This window comes from Streptomyces albidoflavus (assembly GCF_000719955.1).
Taxonomy (GTDB): Bacteria; Actinomycetota; Actinomycetes; order Streptomycetales; family Streptomycetaceae; genus Streptomyces; species Streptomyces albidoflavus.
On record NZ_JOII01000040.1, the window covers coordinates 1 to 21180 of the forward strand.

At 72.0% G+C, this 21180-nt stretch carries 20 protein-coding genes; 9 read left to right on the top strand and 11 right to left on the bottom strand.

Translation table 11 applies throughout. The annotated features are described in order from the left end of the window. Positions 1–113 precede the first annotated feature (113 nt). Together IF45_RS0127605 and IF45_RS0127610 are read right to left on the bottom strand one after the other, a co-directional pair. Complete coding sequence (locus IF45_RS0127605; RefSeq protein ID WP_026282572.1) at positions 114–1070, bottom strand: pirin family protein; 957 nt, start codon at positions 1068–1070, stop codon at positions 114–116. A gap of 404 nt (positions 1071–1474) precedes the next feature. Continuing rightward, entirely contained in the window at positions 1475–1969 is a 495-nt protein-coding gene (locus IF45_RS0127610) for an SseB family protein (RefSeq protein WP_003949293.1), read from the bottom strand. 140 nt (positions 1970–2109) lie between these two features. Here IF45_RS0127610 and IF45_RS0127615 point away from each other — a divergent pair, with 140 nt between their 5' ends. Next, positions 2110–3936, top strand: a complete 1827-nt coding sequence (locus IF45_RS0127615; protein ID WP_018470204.1) for an acyl-CoA dehydrogenase — start codon at positions 2110–2112, stop codon at positions 3934–3936. A gap of 179 nt (positions 3937–4115) precedes the next feature. Here the strand turns inward: IF45_RS0127615 and IF45_RS0127620 are convergent, their stop codons facing one another. Further along, positions 4116–4643 carry a GNAT family N-acetyltransferase gene (locus IF45_RS0127620; protein ID WP_030310151.1) on the bottom strand — a complete coding sequence of 176 codons (528 nt, stop codon included), beginning with the start codon at positions 4641–4643 and terminating at the stop codon, positions 4116–4118. A gap of 137 nt (positions 4644–4780) precedes the next feature. Between IF45_RS0127620 and IF45_RS0127625 the strand changes: the two genes are divergently transcribed. Further along, positions 4781–5758 (top strand): zinc-binding dehydrogenase, encoded by a 978-nt coding sequence (locus IF45_RS0127625; RefSeq protein WP_030310153.1) that lies wholly within the window; start codon positions 4781–4783, stop codon positions 5756–5758. 12 nt (positions 5759–5770) lie between these two features. Here the strand turns inward: IF45_RS0127625 and IF45_RS0127630 are convergent, their stop codons facing one another. Next, on the bottom strand, positions 5771–6385 hold the full coding sequence (locus IF45_RS0127630) for a DUF6083 domain-containing protein (protein WP_018470207.1): 615 nt from the start codon (positions 6383–6385) through the stop codon (positions 5771–5773). A gap of 514 nt (positions 6386–6899) precedes the next feature. Between IF45_RS0127630 and IF45_RS0127635 the strand changes: the two genes are divergently transcribed. Continuing rightward, the gene (locus IF45_RS0127635) at positions 6900–8192 is read left to right on the top strand and encodes a M18 family aminopeptidase (protein ID WP_030310156.1); all 1293 of its coding nucleotides are present in this window, start codon (positions 6900–6902) and stop codon (positions 8190–8192) included. Between the two features lie 197 nt (positions 8193–8389). Then, entirely contained in the window at positions 8390–8620 is a 231-nt protein-coding gene (locus IF45_RS0127640; protein ID WP_003949299.1) for a DUF6458 family protein, read from the top strand. A gap of 9 nt (positions 8621–8629) precedes the next feature. On the opposite strand, the gene IF45_RS0127645 is transcribed toward IF45_RS0127640, so the two are convergent. Next, positions 8630–10471, bottom strand: a complete 1842-nt coding sequence (locus IF45_RS0127645) for an NHL domain-containing thioredoxin family protein (protein WP_030310157.1) — start codon at positions 10469–10471, stop codon at positions 8630–8632. 86 nt (positions 10472–10557) lie between these two features. Continuing rightward, a complete protein-coding gene (locus tag IF45_RS34115; protein ID WP_030310165.1) occupies positions 10558–10755 on the bottom strand; it encodes a hypothetical protein in 198 nt (65 codons plus the stop codon). 140 nt (positions 10756–10895) lie between these two features. Between IF45_RS34115 and IF45_RS0127655 the strand changes: the two genes are divergently transcribed. The 3 genes from IF45_RS0127655 (at position 10896) to IF45_RS0127665 (ending at position 13181) form a co-directional block, all read left to right on the top strand. Further along, positions 10896–12002 carry a helix-turn-helix domain-containing protein gene (locus tag IF45_RS0127655; RefSeq protein ID WP_030310167.1) on the top strand — a complete coding sequence of 369 codons (1107 nt, stop codon included), beginning with the start codon at positions 10896–10898 and terminating at the stop codon, positions 12000–12002. Continuing rightward, the gene (locus IF45_RS0127660; RefSeq protein WP_030310169.1) at positions 12003–12578 is read left to right on the top strand and encodes a phospholipase D-like domain-containing protein; all 576 of its coding nucleotides are present in this window, start codon (positions 12003–12005) and stop codon (positions 12576–12578) included. It begins immediately after the preceding gene. A 111-nt stretch (positions 12579–12689) separates the two neighbouring features. After that, entirely contained in the window at positions 12690–13181 is a 492-nt protein-coding gene (locus tag IF45_RS0127665; protein WP_003949303.1) for an LURP-one-related/scramblase family protein, read from the top strand. A 51-nt stretch (positions 13182–13232) separates the two neighbouring features. On the opposite strand, the gene IF45_RS0127670 is transcribed toward IF45_RS0127665, so the two are convergent. Next, positions 13233–14036, bottom strand: coding sequence for a carbon-nitrogen family hydrolase (locus tag IF45_RS0127670; RefSeq protein ID WP_030310170.1), 804 nt, complete (start codon positions 14034–14036; stop codon positions 13233–13235). Between the two features lie 383 nt (positions 14037–14419). On the opposite strand from IF45_RS0127670, the gene IF45_RS0127675 reads away from it, so the two are divergent. After that, on the top strand, positions 14420–15244 hold the full coding sequence (locus tag IF45_RS0127675; protein WP_030310172.1) for a maleylpyruvate isomerase family mycothiol-dependent enzyme: 825 nt from the start codon (positions 14420–14422) through the stop codon (positions 15242–15244). A 105-nt stretch (positions 15245–15349) separates the two neighbouring features. Here IF45_RS0127675 and IF45_RS0127680 read toward each other — a convergent pair whose 3' ends face one another. Continuing rightward, positions 15350–16702 (bottom strand): MFS transporter, encoded by a 1353-nt coding sequence (locus IF45_RS0127680; RefSeq protein ID WP_003949306.1) that lies wholly within the window; start codon positions 16700–16702, stop codon positions 15350–15352. Beyond that, positions 16699–17367, bottom strand: a complete 669-nt coding sequence (locus IF45_RS0127685; RefSeq protein ID WP_003949307.1) for a GntR family transcriptional regulator — start codon at positions 17365–17367, stop codon at positions 16699–16701. Before IF45_RS0127685 ends, IF45_RS0127680 begins: the two co-directional genes overlap by 4 nt. Positions 17368–17650: 283 nt before the next feature. On the opposite strand from IF45_RS0127685, the gene IF45_RS0127690 reads away from it, so the two are divergent. Next, positions 17651–18592 (top strand): D-alanyl-D-alanine carboxypeptidase family protein, encoded by a 942-nt coding sequence (locus tag IF45_RS0127690; RefSeq protein WP_018470213.1) that lies wholly within the window; start codon positions 17651–17653, stop codon positions 18590–18592. A 169-nt stretch (positions 18593–18761) separates the two neighbouring features. Here the strand turns inward: IF45_RS0127690 and IF45_RS34315 are convergent, their stop codons facing one another. Both IF45_RS34315 and IF45_RS0127700 read right to left on the bottom strand, forming a co-directional pair. Continuing rightward, entirely contained in the window at positions 18762–20177 is a 1416-nt protein-coding gene (locus tag IF45_RS34315) for a dihydrolipoamide acetyltransferase family protein (protein ID WP_030310174.1), read from the bottom strand. A 20-nt stretch (positions 20178–20197) separates the two neighbouring features. Continuing rightward, positions 20198–21178 carry an alpha-ketoacid dehydrogenase subunit beta gene (locus IF45_RS0127700; RefSeq protein WP_003949310.1) on the bottom strand — a complete coding sequence of 327 codons (981 nt, stop codon included), beginning with the start codon at positions 21176–21178 and terminating at the stop codon, positions 20198–20200. Between the last annotated feature and the right edge of the window lie 2 nt (positions 21179–21180).

Below are 21180 nucleotides of genomic sequence, written 5' to 3' on the forward strand. Positions count from 1 at the left end.
GCCCCCGCCCTCGCCACCACTGCGCTCACTCATCCCCCGACCCCACCACAGCACGGACGCCCCGTCCCCCGGAGCGTGTCCGCTCGGGTGACGGGGCGTCAGGGCCCGCCGGGCTACATGCCGTGGACCGCCGGGACGGTGCCGAGGCGGCCGGCCTGGAAGTCCTCGAAGGCCTGCTGGAGTTCGGCGCGGGTGTTCATGACGAACGGGCCGTAGTGCGCCATCGGCTCGCGCAGCGGCTTGCCGCCGAGCAGGACGACCTCCAGGTCGGGGGCGTGCCCGTCCTGGCTCTCGTCGGCCCGCAGGGTCAGCGCCGACCCGGCCCCGAAGACCGCGGTCTGGCCGGTGCGGACCGGCCGGCGGTCGGTACCGACGGTGCCGCGCCCGGCGAGGACGTACGCCAGGCCGTTGTACTCCTCGCGCCAGGGCAGGGTCACCTCGGCGCCGGGGCGGACGGAGGCGTGGATCATGGTGATCGGGGTGTGGGTGATGCCCGGACCCTCGTGGCCGTCGAAGTCGCCCGCGATGACCCGCAGCAGCGCCCCGCCGTCCCCGGTGGTCAGCAGCTTGACCTGGCCGCCGCGGATGTCCTGGTAGCGCGGGTCCTTCATCTTGTCCTTGGCGGGCAGGTTGACCCAGAGCTGCAGCCCGTGGAAGAGCCCGCCCGACATGACCAGCGACTCCGGCGGCGTCTCGATGTGCAGCAGCCCCGACCCGGCGGTCATCCACTGGGTGTCGCCGTTGGTGATGGTGCCGCCGCCACCGTTGGAGTCCTGGTGGATGAAGGTCCCGTCGATGATGTAGGTGACCGTCTCGAAGCCCCGGTGCGGGTGCCAGGGCGTCCCCTTCGGCTCCCCGGCCGCGTACTCCACCTCACCCATCTGGTCCATCATGATGAACGGATCCAGGTGCTTGTAGTTGATCCCGGCGAACGCGCGGCGCACCGGGAACCCCTCCCCCTCGAAACCGCTCGGCGCGGTCGTCACCGCCAGCACCGGCCGCTGCACGGCATCGGCGTCGGCGACCACTCGGGGCAGGGTCAGCGGATTCTCAACGGTCACTGCGGGCATCTCGGACCTCCTAGGCCAACCTCAGAGTAGTTGAAGAATGAACTACTTGCCACCCACAACCCCACCACCCCCGAAACCATTCCCGGCGACGGGAGGCGAAGAGGGCGGGGAACGGCTGCACTCCAGGAGCGCCCGGACTCCGGAACGGCCGGGCTCCGGAACGTCTGGGCTCCGGAGCAGCCGGACACCAAAGCGGGCTGGGCACTGATGATCAGTGCCCAGCCCGAAAAAATCAGCCCGTCCGGCGCTTGAGGACACTCAAGCCCGTCCGGCGTTTGAGGACGAGCTCGGCCGGAGGCCGGCGACACCCCCACAGAAAGGGTCCCCCACACCGGGGAAACCGGGTTTAGCCCCAGCCCCGCCAGGGGCAAGCCAGAAGCAGACCCGGACCCGAGCGCGCAGCGCTACCCGTACATCCGCCGCATGGCGAAATCGACCATCTCCTCGACGGCCTTGGCGTCGAACACCATGCGGTGCTCCCCCTCCATGTCGAGGACGAACCCGTACCCCGTCGGCAGCAGATCGATCACCTCGGCCCCGGTGATCACGAAGTACTTGGAGTCCTTCCCCGCGTACCTGCGAAGTTCCTTCAGGGAGGTGAACATGGGGATGACCGGCTGCTGGGTGTTGTGCAGCGCCAGGAACCCCGGGTTGTCCCCCCGGGGGCAGTACACCTTCGACGTGGCGAAGACCTGCTGGAAGTCCTCGCCCCCCATCGCCCCGGTGGTGAAGGCGCGCACGGCCTCGGCCAGGGAGGGCGGCGACGGCTCCGGGTAGGCGGGCTGCTGCGGCTGCCCGTACCCGCCGATCCCGCCGGCCTGCTGCGGGTCGCCGTAGCCCCCCGCCTGGGGCGGAGCGTAGTGCTGCTGGGCGCCCGCGTTCTGGTCGTAGCCGTACATGTTCAGAAGGGTAACGAGTATCGAGTCACAGATGGGCGGTTAGGGGTTGCTTCTTATTACTGACCGGTAGCATCATCGGTAGTTACCACCCGGTATTGCATCGAGGATCTTGCCTCCCGAGACAGACGGAGCCTTGCGCCATGGGCCACTACAAGTCGAACCTCCGCGACATCGAGTTCAACCTCTTCGAGGTGCTCGGTCGCGACAAGCAGTACGGCACGGGCCCGTTCGCGGAGATGGACGTCGACACCGCCAAGAGCATCCTGGAGGAGGTCGCCCGCCTCGCGGAGAACGACCTTGCCGACTCCTTCGCGGACGCGGACCGCAACCCGCCGGTCTTCGACCCCGAGACGAACACCGCGCCGCTGCCCGAGTCCTTCAAGAAGTCCTACAAGGCCTTCATGGAGTCGGAGTACTGGCGCCTGGGCCTGCCCGAGGAGATCGGCGGCACGACCGCGCCCCGCTCCCTCATCTGGGCCCACGCCGAGCTGATCCTCGGTGCCAACCCCGCCATCTGGATGTACTCCTCCGGCCCGGCCTTCGCCGGCATCCTCTTCGAGGAGGGCAACGAGGTCCAGAAGAAGGCCGCCGAGATCGCCGTCGAGCGCCAGTGGGGCTCCACGATGGTCCTGACCGAGCCGGACGCCGGTTCGGACGTCGGCGCCGGCCGCACCAAGGCCGTCGAGCAGGCGGACGGCAGCTGGCACATCGAGGGCGTGAAGCGCTTCATCACCTCGGGTGAGCACGACATGTCGGAGAACATCCTCCACTACGTCCTCGCCCGCCCCGAGGGCGCCGGCCCCGGCACCAAGGGCCTCTCGCTCTTCCTCGTCCCGAAGTACGAGTTCGACTGGGAGACCGGCGAGATCGGCGCCCGCAACGGCGCCTACGCCACCAACGTCGAGCACAAGATGGGCCTCAAGGCGTCCAACACCTGCGAGATGACCTTCGGCGACAAGCACCCCGCCAAGGGCTGGCTCATCGGCGACAAGCACGACGGCATCCGCCAGATGTTCCGCATCATCGAGTTCGCCCGCATGATGGTCGGCACGAAGGCCATCGCCACCCTCTCCACCGGCTACCTCAACGCCCTGGAGTACGCCAAGGAGCGCGTGCAGGGTCCCGACCTCGCGCAGTTCATGGACAAGACCGCGCCCAAGGTCACCATCACCCACCACCCCGACGTGCGCCGCTCGCTCATGACGCAGAAGGCGTACGCCGAGGGCATGCGCACCCTGGTGCTCTACACCGCCGCGGTGCAGGACACCATCCAGGTCAAGGAGGCCGCCGGCGAGGACGCCACGGCCGACCACGCCCTGAACGACCTGCTCCTGCCCATCGTCAAGGGCTACGGCTCGGAGAAGTCGTACGAGCAGCTCGCGCAGTCGCTCCAGACCTTCGGCGGCTCCGGGTACCTGCAGGAGTACCCGATCGAGCAGTACATCCGCGACGCCAAGATCGACACCCTCTACGAGGGCACCACCGCGATCCAGGGCCAGGACTTCTTCTTCCGGAAGATCGTCCGCAACCAGGGCGCCGCCCTGAACACCCTCGCCGGTGAGATCAAGGGCTTCCTCGCCGAGGCCCAGGGCGGCGACGCCCTGGCCGGTGCCCGCGAGCAGCTCGCCAAGGCCGCCGTGGAGCTGGAGGCGCTGGTCGGCGTCATGCTGACCGACCTCGCCGGCACCGAGAAGGACGTCAAGTCCATCTACAAGGTCGGCCTCAACACCACGCGCCTGCTCCAGGCCTCCGGTGACGTCGTCGTCGGCTACCTGCTGGTCAAGTCGGCCGCCGTGGCCGCCGCCGCGCTGGAGACCGCCTCCGCCAAGGACAAGGCGTTCTACGAGGGCAAGATCGCGGCCGCGAAGTTCTTCGCCGCCAACGTCCTGCCCGGCGTCGCCCAGGCCCGCGCCCTCTCCGAGGCCGTCGACCTGGACGTCATGGAGCTGGACGAGGCGTCCTTCTGATCGGCGCCGCCTGATCAGCGCCGCCTGATCAGCGCCGCCTGATCAGCGCCGCTGACGGTCCGCGCGCAGGGCCGTAGCAGTACCGGGTGAAGGCCCGCTCCCCTCTCGCGGGGGAGCGGGCCTTCTGCGTTCCTCCCGCTCCTGCTCCTGTTCGCGTGGTGGCCCGAAGGTCCGCTCCCTCAGGCGTCGAGGGTGATCCAGAACCGGCACTTGCGGCCCAGCACCGTGTCACGGACGTCCTCCAGGACCGCGCCGAGGTGCTCGGCGACCCGTGCCGACGCCTCGTTGTCCTCGTCGCAGGTGATCAGTACCTGGCCGATGCCGCGCGCCCTGGCCTCCTCCAGCATCTCGCCGAGCGCCCAGGTGGCGACGCCCCGGCCGCGTGCCGAGGGACGCACCGAGTAGCCGATGTGGCCGCCCGCCTCGAAGAGGAAGCCGTTGAGCCGGTGGCGCAGGTCGATCGCGCCGAGGAAGATGCCGTCCTCGACGATCCAGCGGTGGGTGGCCGGCACGTACCCGCCGACCGGGTTCGTCTCCTGCTCCCGCAGGGTCTCGGTCCACCGCCGGAACCCCTCCTCCGTCTCCAGCCCCTGGTCCGGTACGAGGTGCCGGCCCGCTCCGTCCTGGGTGCCCAGCGCCTCCCACTCGGCTTCGGCGGCCAGCCAGGAGGCGTGCAGGGCGGGGGAGGGCTCGATCAGCTGCGGCATGGGAGGACGTTAACCGCCCGGCGCCCGCACACCGCGCTCCTTGACCTGAAGTCCGGTCGAGGTCACAGGGTGGCCGTACGACCGGCCACCACGGGGGCGGCCGGTGTCCACGACGGCACGCACGAAGGAGAAGGACGATGAAGGCAGTGGTCATGCACGAGTACGGCGGCCCCGAGGTGCTGCGGTACGAGGAGGTCCCCGACCCGGTTCCGGGGGCGGGCGAGGTCCGGATCGCCGTCCGGGCCAGTGGCGTCCACTTCATCGAGGGGCACCTGCGGGCGGGCGGCGCCGAGGGGCTGCCGCCCGCGCCGGGGCTGCCCGCGATCATCGGCAGCGAGACGGCGGGCACGGTCGACGCGGTCGGGGACGGGGTCGGCGCCGAATGGCTCGGGCGGCGGGTGGTCACCCGGTCCCCGAGCCCCGGCGGCTACGCCTCGCTGGTCACCTCGCCCGTCTCCGAACTGCACCACCTCCCGGACTCCCTCGGGTACGAGGCCGCCGTCACCCTGATCGGCACCGGAGCCATCACCCTCGACTTCCTCGACCAGGTCGCCCCGGCGCCGGAGGACGTCCTGCTGGTCCTCTCCGCCGCCGGAGGCATCGGCCGCCTCGCCGTCCCGCACGTCCGCCGGCTCGGCACCACCGTGGTCGGCGCGGCCGGTGGCCCCGCCAAGACCGCGACGGTCCGGGGGCTCGGCGCCGACCTCGCCGTCGACTACGACCGGCCGGGGTGGAGCGAGGACGTCCGCGCCCACTTCGGCACCGCCCGGCCCGTCACCGCCGTCCTCGACGGCGTCGGCGGGACCAAGGCCGCCGAGGCGTACGGGCTGCTGGCCGACGGCGGGCGCCTGGTGACCATCGGCTGCGCCTCCGGCGAGTGGTTCGTCCCGGACTCGGAGGAGGCCGCCGCCCGCTCGGTCGAGGTCGTCCCGGCCATCGCCCGCTGGGCCGCCGCCGACGTCGACCGCCGCCTCTCCCGCACCCGGGCCCTGGAGGCGGGGGCGGACGGCAGCCTGGAGGCCGCCTACCAGACCTTCGCCCTCAGCGACGCGGCCCACGCCCACGCGGAGATGGCCGCCCGCCGGACCACGGGGAAGGTCGTCCTGCTCCCGTGAGCCCGGCGCGGCTCAGCCCCGCCCGCCGTGCGAGCGCCAGCGCGCCATCAGCTCGGGGGACTCCACCGGGGCCGGGCGGGCCGGGCAGACCGAGAAGTGGCTGACCCGGCAGGTGTCCGCCGGGACCGCCCGGCCCAGCGGCACCGCCGTCCCGTCCGGGGCGATCCGCCACCGGTGCCGCGCCGGGACCCGGTACGCGGGGAACGGGTCCGGCTCCATCGGGATCCAGGCCCCGCCGACCGTGGTGTGCCAGCGGCCGGGGGCCAGGCAGTAGCGGCAGGTCATCGGCTTGCCCTCGCCCGGGGACGGCACCGCCTTCGACCGCTCGGGCAGCGGCTGGCCGTGCTCGGCGCGGACCAGCGTCGCCGTCATCACCGGCAGCAGGTCCCCCAGCCGGACCGGGTCACCGGCCGGCGCGGGCGAGGCCGCCCCCGTGCAGCTGGGGCAGAGCGGCAGCGCCAGCGGGCCGTGCCACCGCGCCCCGGGCGCCCCGCAGGCCGGGCAGGCGGGGCCGGGCGGCCCGGCCTGGCGCGGGACCGCGGGCGGCCGCAGCCGGGAGTCCTCGGGCAGAGCCCGGACACCGGGCTCACGGGCGGTGTACGCGGAGCGGTAGGTCTGCGAGGTCACCTGGTCCCCCCTCGGTCGGCGGTCACCGCCGGCCCGCCTCCGGTGGCGGCCCGACAGCGCGCGGGCCCGGGCCGGACCCCCGACCTGCCCGGTCCCACGCGCCTGCCGCGATGGTGGCACGGGGCACTGACAACGCCGGGGCGCGAGGATGAACAGCGGGGACCGGGGGTGGAGTTGGCGGTGAGGGGCACGCTCGGAAGGCTTCCCCGGTCCGGGCGTGCGTAGGCGCGGCGCCGCCTGCCGCCACCACCTGCCCTCACCCTCTGCCGCCCCGGCCTGCCCACCCGGCCCCGGATGTTTCACGTGAAACATCTGGTTTCACGTGAAACATCCGCCCTGAGACCTCCGCGAGGCTTTCCGGCCCGCGAGGCGTACCGGCCGGGGCGTTGTTTCACGTGAAACATGCCGGAAGGAACGACCGGGCCTTGTGCCGCCCGCCCGTCGCTTCGCGCGGAATCGCCCGGTCTCCGCCGCCCCCGGTCCACGGGGCGAGACGCCTGGTTAGGCTGGACGTATGAGCAGACCCGCCCGCTTCGACCGCGGCCACACCGACGACCTCCTCACCTACCTGGCGGCGAGCCCGTCCCCGTACCACGCGGTGGCCAACGCGGCCGAGCGGCTGGAGAAGGCCGGTTTCCGCCAGGTCGAGGAGACCGACGCCTGGGACGGGACCACCGGCGGCAAGTACGTCCTGCGGGGCGGCGCGCTCATCGCCTGGTTCGTCCCGGAGGGCGCCGAGCCCCACACCCCCTTCCGGATCGTCGGCGCGCACACCGACTCCCCCAACCTGCGGGTCAAGCCGCTGCCGGACACCGGCGCCGCGGGCTGGCGGCAGGTCGCCGTGGAGCTGTACGGCGGCACGCTGCTCAACACCTGGCTCGACCGGGACCTCGGCCTCGCCGGGCGGATCACCCTGCGGGACGGCCGTGACGTCCTGGTCAACATCGACCGGCCGCTGCTGCGCGTCCCGCAGCTCGCCATCCACCTGGACCGCGGCGCCAACGACGGCCTGAAGCTGGACCGGCAGAAGCACATGCAGCCGATCTGGGGACTCGGGGACGACGTCCAGGAAGGTGACCTCATCGCCTTCGTCGCCGAGGAGGCGGGCGTCGACGCCGCCGACGTGGCCGGCTGGGACCTCATGCCGCACCCCGTCGAGGCCCCCGCCTACCTGGGGCGGGACCGCGAACTGGTCGCCGGGCCCCGCATGGACAACCTCCTCTCCGTGCACGCGGGCGCCGCCGCGCTCGCGGCCGCCGCCACCTCCGGGGAGCTGCCGCACATCCCGGTGCTGGCCGCCTTCGACCACGAGGAGAACGGCTCGCAGTCCGACACCGGCGCCGACGGCCCGCTCCTCGGCTCCGTCCTGGAACGCTCGGTCCACGCCCGCGGCGGCTCCCCCGAGGACCGCGCCCGCGCCCTCGCCGGGACGATCTGCCTCTCCTCGGACACCGGCCACGCCGTCCACCCCAACTACCCGGAGAAGCACGACCCGACCCACCACCCGCGCGCCAACGGCGGACCGATCCTCAAGGTCAACGTCAACATGCGCTACGCGACCGACGGTTCGGGCCGCGCGGTCTTCGCCGAGGCGTGCGAGAAGGCCGGGGTTCCCTTCCAGAACTTCGTCTCCAACAACGCGATGCCCTGCGGCACCACCATCGGCCCGATCACCGCGGCCCGCCACGGCATCAAGACGGTCGACATCGGCGTCGCCATCCTCTCCATGCACAGCGCCCGCGAGCTGTGCGGGGCCGACGACCCGTTCCTGCTGGCCAACGCCCTGACGGCGTTCCTGGAGAACTGACCGGGGGCTGCCCCCGACGCAGCAAGGCGGTGCTGACCGAGGCTCAACAGGCCCGGTCGGCACCGCCTTTCGCATGGACGCCGCTTGTCCGCCGCACGCGGGGGTACGCGCCCCTTGCACAGGCTTACGACAGGACGCGCGAGCAGCCGCCCAACCGGGGCGGACGGCCCACCGTCCACTCACAGGAGGCGACAGCCATGGGCCTCGGCGGATGCATCATCCTCATCGCGGTGGGGGCGATCCTCACCTTCGCGACCGATTTCGAGCTGGAGGGGATCAACGTCACCCTGGTCGGCGCGATCCTCATGCTCGTCGGCGTGATCGGCACCATCGCGTTCACCAGCATCGCCCGCCGCCGGCGGCTGCTCATGACGCAGACGCCGCCGGTCGTGGAGGGCGGCCGCACCCACGACGACCGCCTCATCTGAGGACGGCGGTCAGGAGCCGGCCCCGTCCTCGTCCATCCCGGCGAGGACGAGCGCCAGCCGGTCCGTGCCGTCCCCCTCACCCGGGGCCACGACCCGCACCGGGACACCCCAGTCCTGCTGATGGACGTGGCACGCCGGATACTCGTTGGCCGGGTCGTCGTCACACGAGGCCGCCATCGCCGAGACGTGCAGCACGCCCTCGGTGATCTCCGGGTTGAGCGGCAGCTCCCGGAAGAGGTCCGTGCCCGCGCCGTCCCCGTCGAGCAGCAGCTCGGGCGGGGTCGAGGAGACCAGCAGCCGGGTGGAGGGCCCGTACCGGGTGTCCAGCTTCTGCCCGGCGGGCGCCTGGAAGACCACGTCGAGGCGGAGCGTGCACGGCGCGATCTCGGTGGCCGCCCGCTGCGTGCGGTGCGCGACCGCCTCCACGCGTACCGCCTCCTCGGGCAGCCGCAGCCGCGTCAGCCGGTGCCGCGCCGACTCGACCACCACGATCTCCTCGCCCACCAGCACCGCCCCCGAGGGCTCCCGCAGATCGGTGGCGAGGGTGCTCACCTCACCGGAGGCCGGGTCGTAGCGGCGCAGCGCGTGGTTGTACGTGTCGCTGACCGCGACCGAACCGTCGGGCAGCACGGTCACCGCCAGCGGATGCTGGAACAGGGCCTGGGCGGCCTCGCCGTCCCGGTGCCCGAAGTCGAAGAGACCGGTGCCGACCGCCGTGTGCACGGTGCCCTCCGGGTCGACCCAGCGCAGCGCCGAGGTCTCCGAGTCGGCCACCCACAGCCGCGCGTCCCCGTCCGCCGCGAGCCCCGAGGGCTGCGCGAACCACGCCTCGGCCCCGGGCCCGTCGACCAGCCCCTCGTTGGTGGTCCCGGCCGCCACGGCGACCGTCCCGGCCTGCGGGTCGTACGTCCACAGCTGGTGCGTCCCCGCCATGGCGATCCACAGCTTGCCGCCGAACCAGGCCACGTCCCACGGCGAGGAGAGATCCACCTCACGGGCCGGGCCCGAGGTCGGCGACCCCTGCCACCACTGCCGCCCGGTCCCGGCCGGCGTCGTCACCACCCCGCTCGCCAGCTCGACCCGGCGCAGCGCGTGGTTGACGGTGTCCGCGACGATCACCGCGTCGCCTTCCGGGGTCAGCGCCAGACCCTGCGGCTCGCTGAACCGCGCCTCGGCCGGGCCGCCGTCGGCCAGCCCGCGCTCGCCCTCGCCGCCGATCCGCCGGACGACGCTCTCCCCGTCCTCCGCCAGCTCCACCAGCTGGTGCCGGGTCGTGTCGCTGACCAGGAAGTTCCCCGAGGGCAGCAGCACCGCGCGCCCCGGGAACCGCAGCGCCCCCGCCACCGGCTCCGGCGCCACGTACGGCCCGTCGCCGCGCCGCAGCGTCCCCTTCGCCGCGTGCTCCGCCTCCAGCTCCTCGACGAGCTTCTCGATGGCGTGCGCGTGCCCCTCACCGGCGTGCTGCGCGACCACGTACCCCTCGGGGTCGATCACCACCAGCGTCGGCCACGCCCGCACCGCGTACTGCTTCCAGGTCACCAGCTCCGGATCGTCCAGCACCGGGTGCTCCACCCCGTACCGCTCGACCGCGTCCACCACGGCCTGATGCTCCGCCTCGTGCACGAACTTCGGCGAGTGCACCCCCACGATCACCACGGTGTCCCGGTGCCGCTCCTCCAGCTCCCGCAGCTCGTCGAGAACATGCAGACAGTTCACACAGCAGAACGTCCAGAAATCGGCGATCACGATCTTCCCGCGAAGATCCTGGAGACTCAGCTCATCGCCACCCGTATTGAGCCAGCCACCCTTTCCCACCAGCTCAGGGGCGCGGACACGTGCACGCTTACTCATACGACAAGGGTGCCATCCACCGGCGACGAGGGACGCATCCCGGCCTTCCGTTCACGGGGGTGACACAGTCACGGCCCGCGCCGGACTCACCCGTGTCCCTCAGGATGCCGCCGCAGGAACACGTTGCAGTCACTGACGGTCGTCATGTCCCCACCGGCCCGCGCCCAGCTCCGCACACGGGCCAGCTCGGTGCAGTAGGGGCAGCCGGCGGCCGGCAGCGGTTCCGGGTCCATACGTAAGGGGAGTTCCAGCGGGCCTGTGGTGCAGCGCGTCGGCTCGGTCATCGGTCACCTCTCGGAGATGCGTGTCCCACGACAACGTTCGGCCGGTGAAAGGCCGTCAGGTAGGGGCATCCGTAGGGGCAGCCATCTCCGCACCCAGGAATTCCCGCCGCCCCCGCCCTCCCGCGAGGCAGGATGAAGTCATGGCCGTCGCCACCCTCATCAAAGACCTCCGCACCGCCCGGGGCTGGTCCCAGGGGCGCCTTGCCGGTGCCGTCAACGAGGCGTTCGGGACCGGGCTGGACCGGGAGTACGTGAGTCGGTGGGAGCGCGGGAAGGTGGTGCCGGGGCCGTACTACCTGCGGTGTCTGTCGGCTGTGCTCGATGTGCCGCTCGCTGTGCTGGAGGGTGAAGTGAACCGCCGTACGTTCCTGTCGGACGCCGCCGCCACGGCGATAGCACCGGTGGTTGCCTCGGAGCTGCTGAGCGCGGGGTTCGCCGCGCGGCTACGGGGCGGGCCGAGTGTGGAGGAGTGGGAGGCGAAGCTCGCCACGTACGGGACGGAGTACATGAGTCTGGGGGCCGCCGACATCCAGCGGCGGATCTCCGGGGAGCTGGTCGCCGTGCAGCAGCAGTTGGAGGAAGACCGGCTCTGGTCGGTGGCGGCGCGGCTCATGACCCTGTACGCGAAGACGTTCCCGGGCTCGGACGGGGCCAAGGCGGTGGGGTGGTACCGGATGGCGGCCGAGGCGGCAGACCGGTCCGAGGACGAGGCCACGCGGGTCTGGGTGCGCGGGCGGGCCGCCATCGCGCTGGGGTACGAAGGCGCCTCGCTCGGCGTCGCGGACGTCCTGGCCGACCAGGCCATGGCGATCAGCGCCCGGCCGTCGCTGGGCCTGCTCAACGCCGTCATGGGCAAGGCACACGCGGCCGCCCTGCGCGGGGACGAGGGCACGGCGCGGGCGCTGCTGGATCAGGGCCGCGCCCTCTTCGACCGGGCGGGTTCGTACGAGCAGACCTCGGACTACGCCGTGCCCTGGTGGCGGATGAACGTCTTCGTGTCGCTGCTGACGGCCCGGCTCGGCGACGAGGACGCGGCAGCGACGGCCCAGGAGGCGTCCGTACGCGAACTCCCCGCCGAACTGCCCCGCTTCGCGACCCACCTGGAGATGCACCGGGGCCTGATGCTCGCCAGGTCCGGGGACACGGCCGGGGGCGTCGCGCATGCGCGGGCCGCGCTCGATGCCCTGCCGCCGGAGAAGCACTCGCTGACCTTGCGGCTGCTGATGAGTGAAGTGGAGCGGGGCTGAATGAGATTCCTGACGGACCGCATCAAGAGCGGCCACGACCGTGAACTCGTCCAGAGCTACCCGTACCGGTCGGCGTGCCCGTCGACCGTGTGGGCGGACCTGATCGGCTCGGCGGGCGAGGAACTGTTCTTCGCCGGGTACACCAACTACTTCCTCTGGACGCAGGTCCCTGCCTTCGCGGACACCCTGCGGCGGAAGGCGGCCGAGGGGTGCCGGGTGCGCTTCCTCCTGGGCGACCCGGAAGGGCAGGTGACGCGGGAGCGGGAGGTGGTGGAGGATGCGGCTCTCTCCGTCTCGACGCGCATCCGCATCACCTTGGAGAACCTCGACCGGCTGGGAAAGCTGGACGGACTGGAGACCCGGTTCAGCGCGCCCGAGGACGCCACCAACCACGTGAGCCTCTCCGTCTTCCGCTTCGACCACGAGGCCCTGGTCACCCCGCACCTCGCCCGGCTCGTGGGCCACGACTCGCCGTTGTTGCATCTCCGCAGGCACGGGGAGAAGGGCATGTTCGAGCGGTTCGGCGAGCATGCCGAGGAGTTGTGGCAGGCTGCGCTTCCCCTGCGTACGCGGTAGGGCCCCGCGAGTCGGCGGGGCCGCGCACACCGGGAGGCGCTGCGGCGGACTCCGCCGCCTCCCCGCGCGCCGCCCGCGCATTCCCCCGCCCCCAGCGGGAACCTGACCCCCATGAGATTCCAAGTGCGTGAACGGATCTTCGGGGTCGGCGACGACTACTGGATCGAGGATGCCGACGGGCGGAAGGTCTATCTGGTCGACGGCAAGGCCATGCGGCTGCGGGACACCTTCGAGTTGAAGGATGTGGACGGGCGGGTGCTCGTCGACATCCGGCAGAAGCTGGTGAGTCTGCGGGACACGATGGTGATCGAGCGGGGCGACGAGAAGCTCGCCACCGTGAAGCGGAAGCGGCTCTCGCTGTTGCGGAACCACTTCCGGGTCTCCATGGTCGACGGGACCGAACTGGACGTCAGCGGGCGCATCCTCGACCGGGAGTTCGCGGTCGAGTACGACGGGGAGCTGCTGGCGCAGATCTCGCGGCGCTGGCTGACCGTGCGGGACACCTACGGCGTCGACGTCGTCCGGGACGACATGGACCCGGCGCTGGTCATCGCCATCGCGGTCTGCGTGATCACGCTGGCCGAGAAGGAACGGGACGACTGAGACCCCGTCCCCCCTCGCCGCCCCTGCCGCAGTGCTGCGGCCGTCGCAGCGCTACGGCCGCGGCTCCTTCGGCTCGGCCAGGCCCAGCCGGCGGTCCTTCAGGGCCGGGAAGCGGTCGCGGGTGGCGGCGACCGTCGACGGGTCGAAGTCGACGGTGAGGATCTCCTCGTCCGTGCCCGCCTCGGCCAGCACCTCGCCCCAGGGGTCGACGACGACGGAGCGGCCCGCCTGTTCGGTCCCGGCGTGGGTGCCGGCGGTGCCGCAGGCCAGGACGTACGCCTGGTTCTCGACGGCGCGGGCGCGGGCGAGCAGGGACCAGTGGGCGGCACGGCGGGCGGGCCAGCCGGCGGGGACCACCATGGTCTCGGCGCCCGCGTCGACCAGGCTGCGGAACTGCTCGGGGAAACGCAGGTCGTAGCAGGTGGCGAGGCCGAGGGTGGTCTCGGGCAGGTCGACGGTGACCAGGCGGTCGCCGGCGCCCATCAGGACGGCCTCGCCCTGGTCGAAGCCGAAGCGGTGGATCTTGCGGTAGGAGGCGGCGAGGGTGCCGTCGGGGGCGAAGACCAGCGAGGTGTTGTAGAGGCGGCCCTCGGAGTCGTGCTCCGGGATGGACCCGCCGTGCAGCCAGACCCCGGCGTCGCGGGCGGCCTCGGAGAGGGCGAGGAAGGTGGGGCCGCGCAACTCCTCGGCGTGCTCGCCGAACTGGTCGAAGGCGAAGGCGCCGGTGGTCCAGAGTTCGGGGAGGACGACCAGGTCGGAGCCGGATCGCTCGCGGATCAGGCCGACCGCGCGGTCCCTGCGGGCGTCCACCGATTCGGCCGGGTCCACACAGATCTGGATGAGCGAGGCGCGCACACTACCACCGTCCTGGCATTCGGGCCGTCAACACGGGCCTACGATCGTCACACGAAAGCACTGCCGGGGTGCCATGGGGCAGCGTACTGTGCTGTTCCACGAAGGGGCGCGTCGGAGGGGACCGATCACCCGGCATGCCCGCCCCTCGTCCTGAGCAGACGCCGCCCGCCCGTCCGCCGCCCGCACGATGTCAGCCAGCCGTCAGCCGTCCGCCCGCCCGCTGCCCGTTGCCCGACTGCCCTGGTCCGAAGCGACCGGGGACCGGTGGTCCGTACGATGCGCGTACGGAGAGGTCCCGTACGACCGTACGGGCCGCTCGCACCGCCGTTCGCCCGTACCCGCCGCCATCCGACCGCCCGCGCACCACTCGCCCGAGGGATCACGTGAGTCTCCATCCCAGCCTTCAGTCCTACGCCGATGCCTGGACCCACTCCGTCGAAGCGATATTGGAGCTGGTCCAGCCCCTCCCCGAGGCGCAGTGGAACCTCGCCACGCCCTGCCCGGCCTGGTCGGTGCGCGACGTGGTCTCCCATGTCATAGGGCAGGACTGCGAGATGCTCGGCGATCCGCGGCCGATCCACACCCTGCCGCGGGACCTGTACCACGTACGGACGGACATCCAGCGGTACATGGAGATGCAGGTGGACGTCCGGCGCCACCACACCGGGCCGGAGATGACGGCGGAGCTGGAGTACACGATCATCCGGCGCTCGCGCCAGCTGCGGAACGAGACGCGTGAGCCCTCGGCGGCGCTGCGCGGCCCGCTGGGCACCGAGACGACCCTCGAAGCGGCCATGCGGCTGCGGGCCTTCGACGTCTGGCTCCACGAGCAGGACCTGCGGACGGCGCTCGGACAGCCCGGCAACCTCGACTCGCCCGGCGCGCTCATCACCCGCGACATGCTGCTGGCGGGCCTCGCCAAGGTGGTGGCCCGCGAGGCGGGCGCGCCTCCCGGCACCGCCGTCGTCGTGGACGTGCAGGGCCCGGTGGAGTTCCTGCGGACGGTACGGGTCGACGCCGAGGGACGCGGCTCGGTCGACGGCTCGCCCTCGCTCGGCCCGGCGGTCACGCTGAGCCTGGACTGGGAGACGTACATCAGGCTGGCGGCCGGGCGGGTGCGGCACCAGGCCGTCGGGGACCGGGTGAAGACCGAGGGTGACGCGGAGCTGGCCCAGGCGATCCTGGACAACTTCGCGGTGACGCCGTAGCGGACCGTCAGGTCACGGGCGGCGTGTACGCGTTGAGGCCCCGGTCCCGGTTCGCACCGGGGCCGGGGCCTTTCGTCGGTGCCGTCGGTGTCGACGGTGTACCCGTCAGGCGGGGACGTGGACGGTCTCGACGCGGCTGGCGACCAGGCGTTCGCTCTCGCGGCGCAGGGCGGCGCGGCGCAGCCGGAGGATCTGCGCGGTGCCGAGCGCCTGAAGGACGAAGAGGGCGCAGAAGGCGACCCGGTAGTTGTCGCCGGTGAGGTCGAGCAGGATGCCGATGGCGAGCAGCGAGGTCATGGAGGCGGTGAAGCCGCCCATGTTGACGATGCCGGAGGCGGTGCCCTGCCGCTCGGACGGGTTGGCCGGCCGGGCGAAGTCGAAGCCGACCATCGAGGCGGGCCCGCAGGCGCCGAGCACCAGCGCGTGCACCAACAGCAGCCAGGCCGGGGCGGTGCCGGGCCAACTGAGCACGGCGGCCCAGCAGACGGCGGTGGCGAGGATGGTGCCCAGCACGATGACGCTGCGGGCCCGGTGGTTACGGGCGATCAGCTGGCCGTAGACGAGGCCGATCACCATGTTGGAGAGGACGACGAGGGTGAGGAGTTCGCCGGCCTCGGCGCGAGTCATGCTCTGCGCCTCGACGAGGTAGGGCAGCCCCCAGAGCAGCAGGTAGACCATGGCGGGGAACTGCGTGGTGAAGTGCGTCCACATGCCGAGCCGGGTGCCGGGTTCGGACCAGCTGCGGGCGATCTGGTGGCGGACGAAGGCGGCGCCGCGGTGCTCCTTGGGAACGGGCGGCGGGGCGTGGCCCTCGGGGTGGTCCTTGAGGAAGACCAGCATCACGGCGAGGACCAGGAGGCCGAGGAGGGCGCTGCCGCCGAAGGCCGCCTCCCAGCCGATGCCGTGCAGCAGCCGGGCGAGGACCAGGGTGGAGACGAGGTTGCCGGCCATGCCCACCAGTCCGGCGAGCTGCCCGACGAGCGGACCGCGCCGGGCGGGGAACCAGCGGGAGCCCAGCCGCAGCACGGAGATGAAGGTCATCGCGTCGCCGCAGCCGAGCAGGGCGCGGGAGACCAGTGCCATGCCGTAGTGCGGGAAGAAGGCGAAGCCGAGCTGGCCGAGGGTGAAGAGGATGACGCCGAAGGTGAGGACGCGCTTGGTGCCGAGCCGGTCGACCATCAGGCCGACGGGTATCTGCATGCCGGCGTAGACCAGCAGCTGGAGGATGGAGAAGGTCGACAGGGCGGAGGCGTTGATCTCGAACCGGTCGGCGGCGTCGAGTCCGGCGACGCCGAGCGAGGTGCGGAAGATGATCGCGACGAAGTAGACGGAGACGCCGGCCGACCAGACGAGGACCGCGCGGCGGCCGCCGGGCGGGTCGAGCGGGCGCAGGCCGGGGCCGGGGGAGTCGTCCGGGGAGCCGGCGGCGCCGGACGGGGTGGGGGTCGAGCTGGTCACCGGTCCTCCCCCCGGATCAGCTCGCGGACGCGGCCGACGTGGCTGCGGACGCAGGCGGCGGCGGCCTCGGCGTCGCCGGAGCGGATCGCCTCCAGCAGTTCGGCGTGCTCGTTGAGGTTGGCGGCGATCCGGCCGGGGTGGGCCTCCATGACGGCGACGCCCATCCGCAACTGGCGGTCGCGGAGCTGGTCGTAGAGGCGGGAGAGGATCTGGTTGCCCGCGTTGCGGACGATCTCCGCGTGGAAGGAGCGGTCCTTGTCGGAGACGGCGGCGAGGTCGCCGGCCTCGGCGAGTTCACGCTGCTCGGCGAGGAGCCGTTCCAGGCGGGTGATGAGGGCGGCGGGGGCGGGGACGGCCCGGCGGGCGGCGTGCTCCTCGACCAGCAGCCGGGTCTCGACCACGTCGGCGATCTCCTGGGCGGAGACCGGCAGGACCAGGGCGCCCTTCTTCGGGTAGAGCTTCAGCAGCCCCTCGACCTCCAGCTTCAGCAGTGCCTCGCGGACCGGGGTGCGGGAGACCCCCACAGCCTCGGCGAGGCCGCCTTCGGTGAGGAGGGTGCCGCCCGCGTAGCTGCGGTCCAAGACGGCCTGCTTCACGTGCCGGTAGACGCGGTCGGCGGCGGGCGGCTTCTTCTCGGCAGCGGCGGCGGGGGGTGCTGAAGGCATGCACACAGGATAGATACATGACGCGTACACCATCAGCGGGCCGTCGGGCCTTCCCGCGATGTGGACGATGACTTTGGTCACATGTGCGAGGGGCACGCGAGGACACCAGGCCCCACCTGCGGGTTCCCCGTGACCGGCCCGTGCGGCACCGGACAGAACCCCTGCCTCCCGCGGCTCGGGCGGCCCTTGGCTGTACAACCCTTCACCTCGTTCGAGAGTCTGCTCTGCGCGTCCGGAATCCAGGGAGATCCCGGGCAAGGAACGCGAACTCGGAGCTTCCCCTGTGACTTTCGGCATTTCGGGCGGTCGCCGCGCGGCCGCCGTCCTCCTCACCACCGGCGCCGTCCTGGCCGCCGGCCCCCTCGTCAGCCCCGCCGCGGCCGCCTCGGCCACCGCGGCGCCCAAGGTCAGCGCCAAGGGCGCCTTCCTGATGGACGCCTCCAGCGGGAAAACGGTCTTCAGCAAGAGCGCCGACACCAAGCGGCAGATGGCCAGCACCACCAAGACCATGGCCGTCGCCGTCGTCCTCGACACCAAGGGCGTCAATCTGGACAAGAAGGTCACGGTCAAGCAGACCTACCGTGACTACGTCACCAAGAACGGCGCCTCCACCGCCGACCTGCGCACCGGCGACAAGCTGACCGTCCGCCAGCTGCTCTACGGGACGATGCTGCCCTCCGGCTGCGACGCCGCCTACGCCCTGGCCGACACCTTCGGCAGCGGCTCCACCGTCTCCGCCCGCACCAAGTCGTTCATCTCCAAGATGAACGCCAAGGCCAAGTCGCTGGGGATGACGAACACCAAGTTCGACTCCTTCGACGGCATCTCCAAGGCCGGCAACAACTACTCGACCCCGCGCGACCTGGCCAAGCTGGCCCGGCACGCCATGAAGAACAGCACCTTCAAGACCGTGGTGAAGGCCGCCTCCACCAAGCAGAAGGCGACCGCGAAGGGCGGCGGGACCCGCACCTACACCTGGTACAACACCAACAAGCTGCTCGGCTCCTACAAGGGCGCCACCGGGGCCAAGACCGGGACCGGGACCGCCGCCGGGCCGTGCCTGATCTTCTCCGCGACCAAGAACGGCAAGTCGCTCGTCGGGGTCATCCTCAACGACAGCAACCGGTACGCGGACGCCGGCAAGATGCTCGACTACGGCTTCGGCAAGAAGACCACGAGCACCCTCAAGGTGAAGCCGCTGCCGCAGGGCGCACAGCAGGACTGAGGCAACAGGGCGCTTCTGCGACGAGGCGTCAGTGACGTTTCACGTGAAACATGGCGATGTTTCACGTGAAACCCTCCTCAACCGCCCGATGTTTCACGTGAAACCACGAGGGGCGCCCGCGAAGTGCGGGCGCCCCTCCAGGCGTTCAGGCGGTGCTGCCGCCGGTGACTCAGGTCCAGGTCAGCAGCCGCTTGGGGTGTTCCAGGACCGCTGCCACGTCGGCGAGGACCTTGGAGCCCAGCTCGCCGTCGACCAGGCGGTGGTCGAAGGAGAGCGCCAGGGTGGTGACCTGGCGGGGCTTGACCTTGCCCTTGTGGACCCAGGGCTGCCACTTCACCGCGCCGAAGGCGAGGATGGCGGACTCCCCCGGGTTGAGGATGGGCGTACCGGTGTCGACGCCGAAGACGCCGACGTTGGTGATGGTCACCGTGCCGCCCTGCATGTCCGCCGGGGAGGTACGGCCCTCGCGGGCCGTGGAGACCAGCTCACCGAGGGCGGAGGCCAGTTCCGGCAGGGTCTTGGCCTGGGCGTCCTTGATGTTCGGGACGATCAGGCCGCGCGGGGTGGCGGCGGCGATGCCCAGGTTCACGTAGTGCTTGCGCACGATCTCCTGGTTGGCCTCGTCCCAGGCGGCGTTGACGTCCGGGTTGCGGCGGATGGCGACCAGCAGGGCGCGGGCCACCATGAGGAGCGGGTTGACCCGCACCCCGGCCAGGTCCTTGTCGGCCTTCATCTTCTCGACCAGCTTCATCGTGCGCGTCACGTCCACCGTGACGAACTCGGTGACGTGCGGCGCGGTGAACGCCGAGCCGACCATCGCCTGGGCCGTGGCCTTCCGTACGCCCTTGACCGGGATGCGCGTCTCGCGGGCGTCCGGGGCGGGGGCGGCGGCCTGGGGAGCCGGAGCAGCCTGCGGGGCCGGGGCGGGCTCGGCGGGGGCCTGCGGGGCGGCCGCCGCGTGGACGTCCTCCCGGGTGACCACGCCGCCCTCGCCGGTCGGCACCACGGTGGCCAGGTCGACCCCGAGGTCCTTGGCCAGCTTGCGCACCGGCGGCTTGGCCAGCGGCCGGTCGGCGCCGGAGACCGGGGTGCCGTTGGCCACGGGGGCGGCCGGGGCGGGCGCCGGAGCCGGGGCGGGCGCCTCGGGAGCCGGTGCCTGGGCGGCCGGGGCCTGTTCGGCCGGGCGGCGGGCCCGGCGCTTGGTGGAGGACTCGGAGACGCCGTAGCCGACCAGGACCGGCTGGCGGCCCTGGGGCTCGGCGCTCTCCGCCTCGGCCGCGGGGGCCTCGGCGGGGGCCGCCTCAGGCTCCGGGGCCGGAGCCCCGCCGCCGCCGGTGGCCACCGAGATGATCACCTGGCCGACGTCGACCGTGGTGCCCTCGGTGAAGCGCAGCTCGCGCACCGTCCCGTCGAAGGGGATCGGCAGCTCCACCGCCGCCTTGGCCGTCTCCACCTCGCAGACGACCTGGCCGTCGGTGACCGTGTCGCCCGGCTGGACGTACCACTTGAGGATCTCGGCCTCGGTGAGGCCCTCGCCCACGTCGGGCATCTTGAACTCGCGTACCGCCTGGGCGGATTCCGTCATCGTCGTCACGTCCCTCTCCCTCAGAACGCCAGCGAGCGGTCGACGGCGTCGAGCACCCGGTCGAGGCCCGGAAGGTACTCCTCCTCGATCCGCGCCGGCGGGTACGGCGCGTGGTAGCCGCCGACCCGCAGCACGGGCGCCTCCAGATGGTAGAAGCACCGCTCGGTGATGCGGGCGGCGATCTCCGCCCCCGTCCCCAGGAAGACCGGGGCCTCGTGGACCACGACCAGCCTGCGGGTGCGCTCCACCGAGCGCTGGATCGCGTCGAAGTCGACCGGCGACATCGACCGCAGGTCCAGCACCTCCACCGACTTGCCCTCCTCGGCGGCGGCGTCGGCCGCCGCCAGGCAGACCTTCACCATCGGGCCGTAGGCGGCCAGCGTCAGATCGGTGCCCGCACGGGCCACCTGGGCGCCGTGCAGCGGGGCGGGGATCGCCTCGCGGTCGACCTCGGCCTTGTCCCAGTAACGGCGCTTCGGCTCGAAGAAGATCACCGGGTCGTCGCTCTGGATGGCCTGCTGGAGCATCCAGTAGCCGTCGGCCGCGTTGGCCGGGGAGACCACCTTGAGGCCGGGGACGTGCGCGAACAGCGCCTCCGGGGACTCGCTGTGGTGCTCCACGGCGCCGATGCCGCCGCCGTAGGGGATGCGGATGACGATCGGCAGCTTCACCGTGCCCAGCGAACGGGCGTGCATCTTGGCGAGCTGCGTGACGATCTGGTCGTACGCGGGGAAGACGAAGCCGTCGAACTGGATCTCCACGACCGGCCGGTAGCCGCGCAGGGCCAGGCCGATCGCGGTGCCGACGATGCCGGACTCGGCGAGCGGGGTGTCGATCACCCGGTCCTCGCCGAAGTCCTTCTGCAGACCGTCGGTGACGCGGAAGACACCGCCGAGTTTGCCGACGTCCTCGCCCATGATGAGGACCTTCGGGTCGCTCTCCAGGGCGGTGCGCAGCGATTCGTTGAGGGCGCGGGCGAGCGCGAGCTTCTCCGTGGCCATGA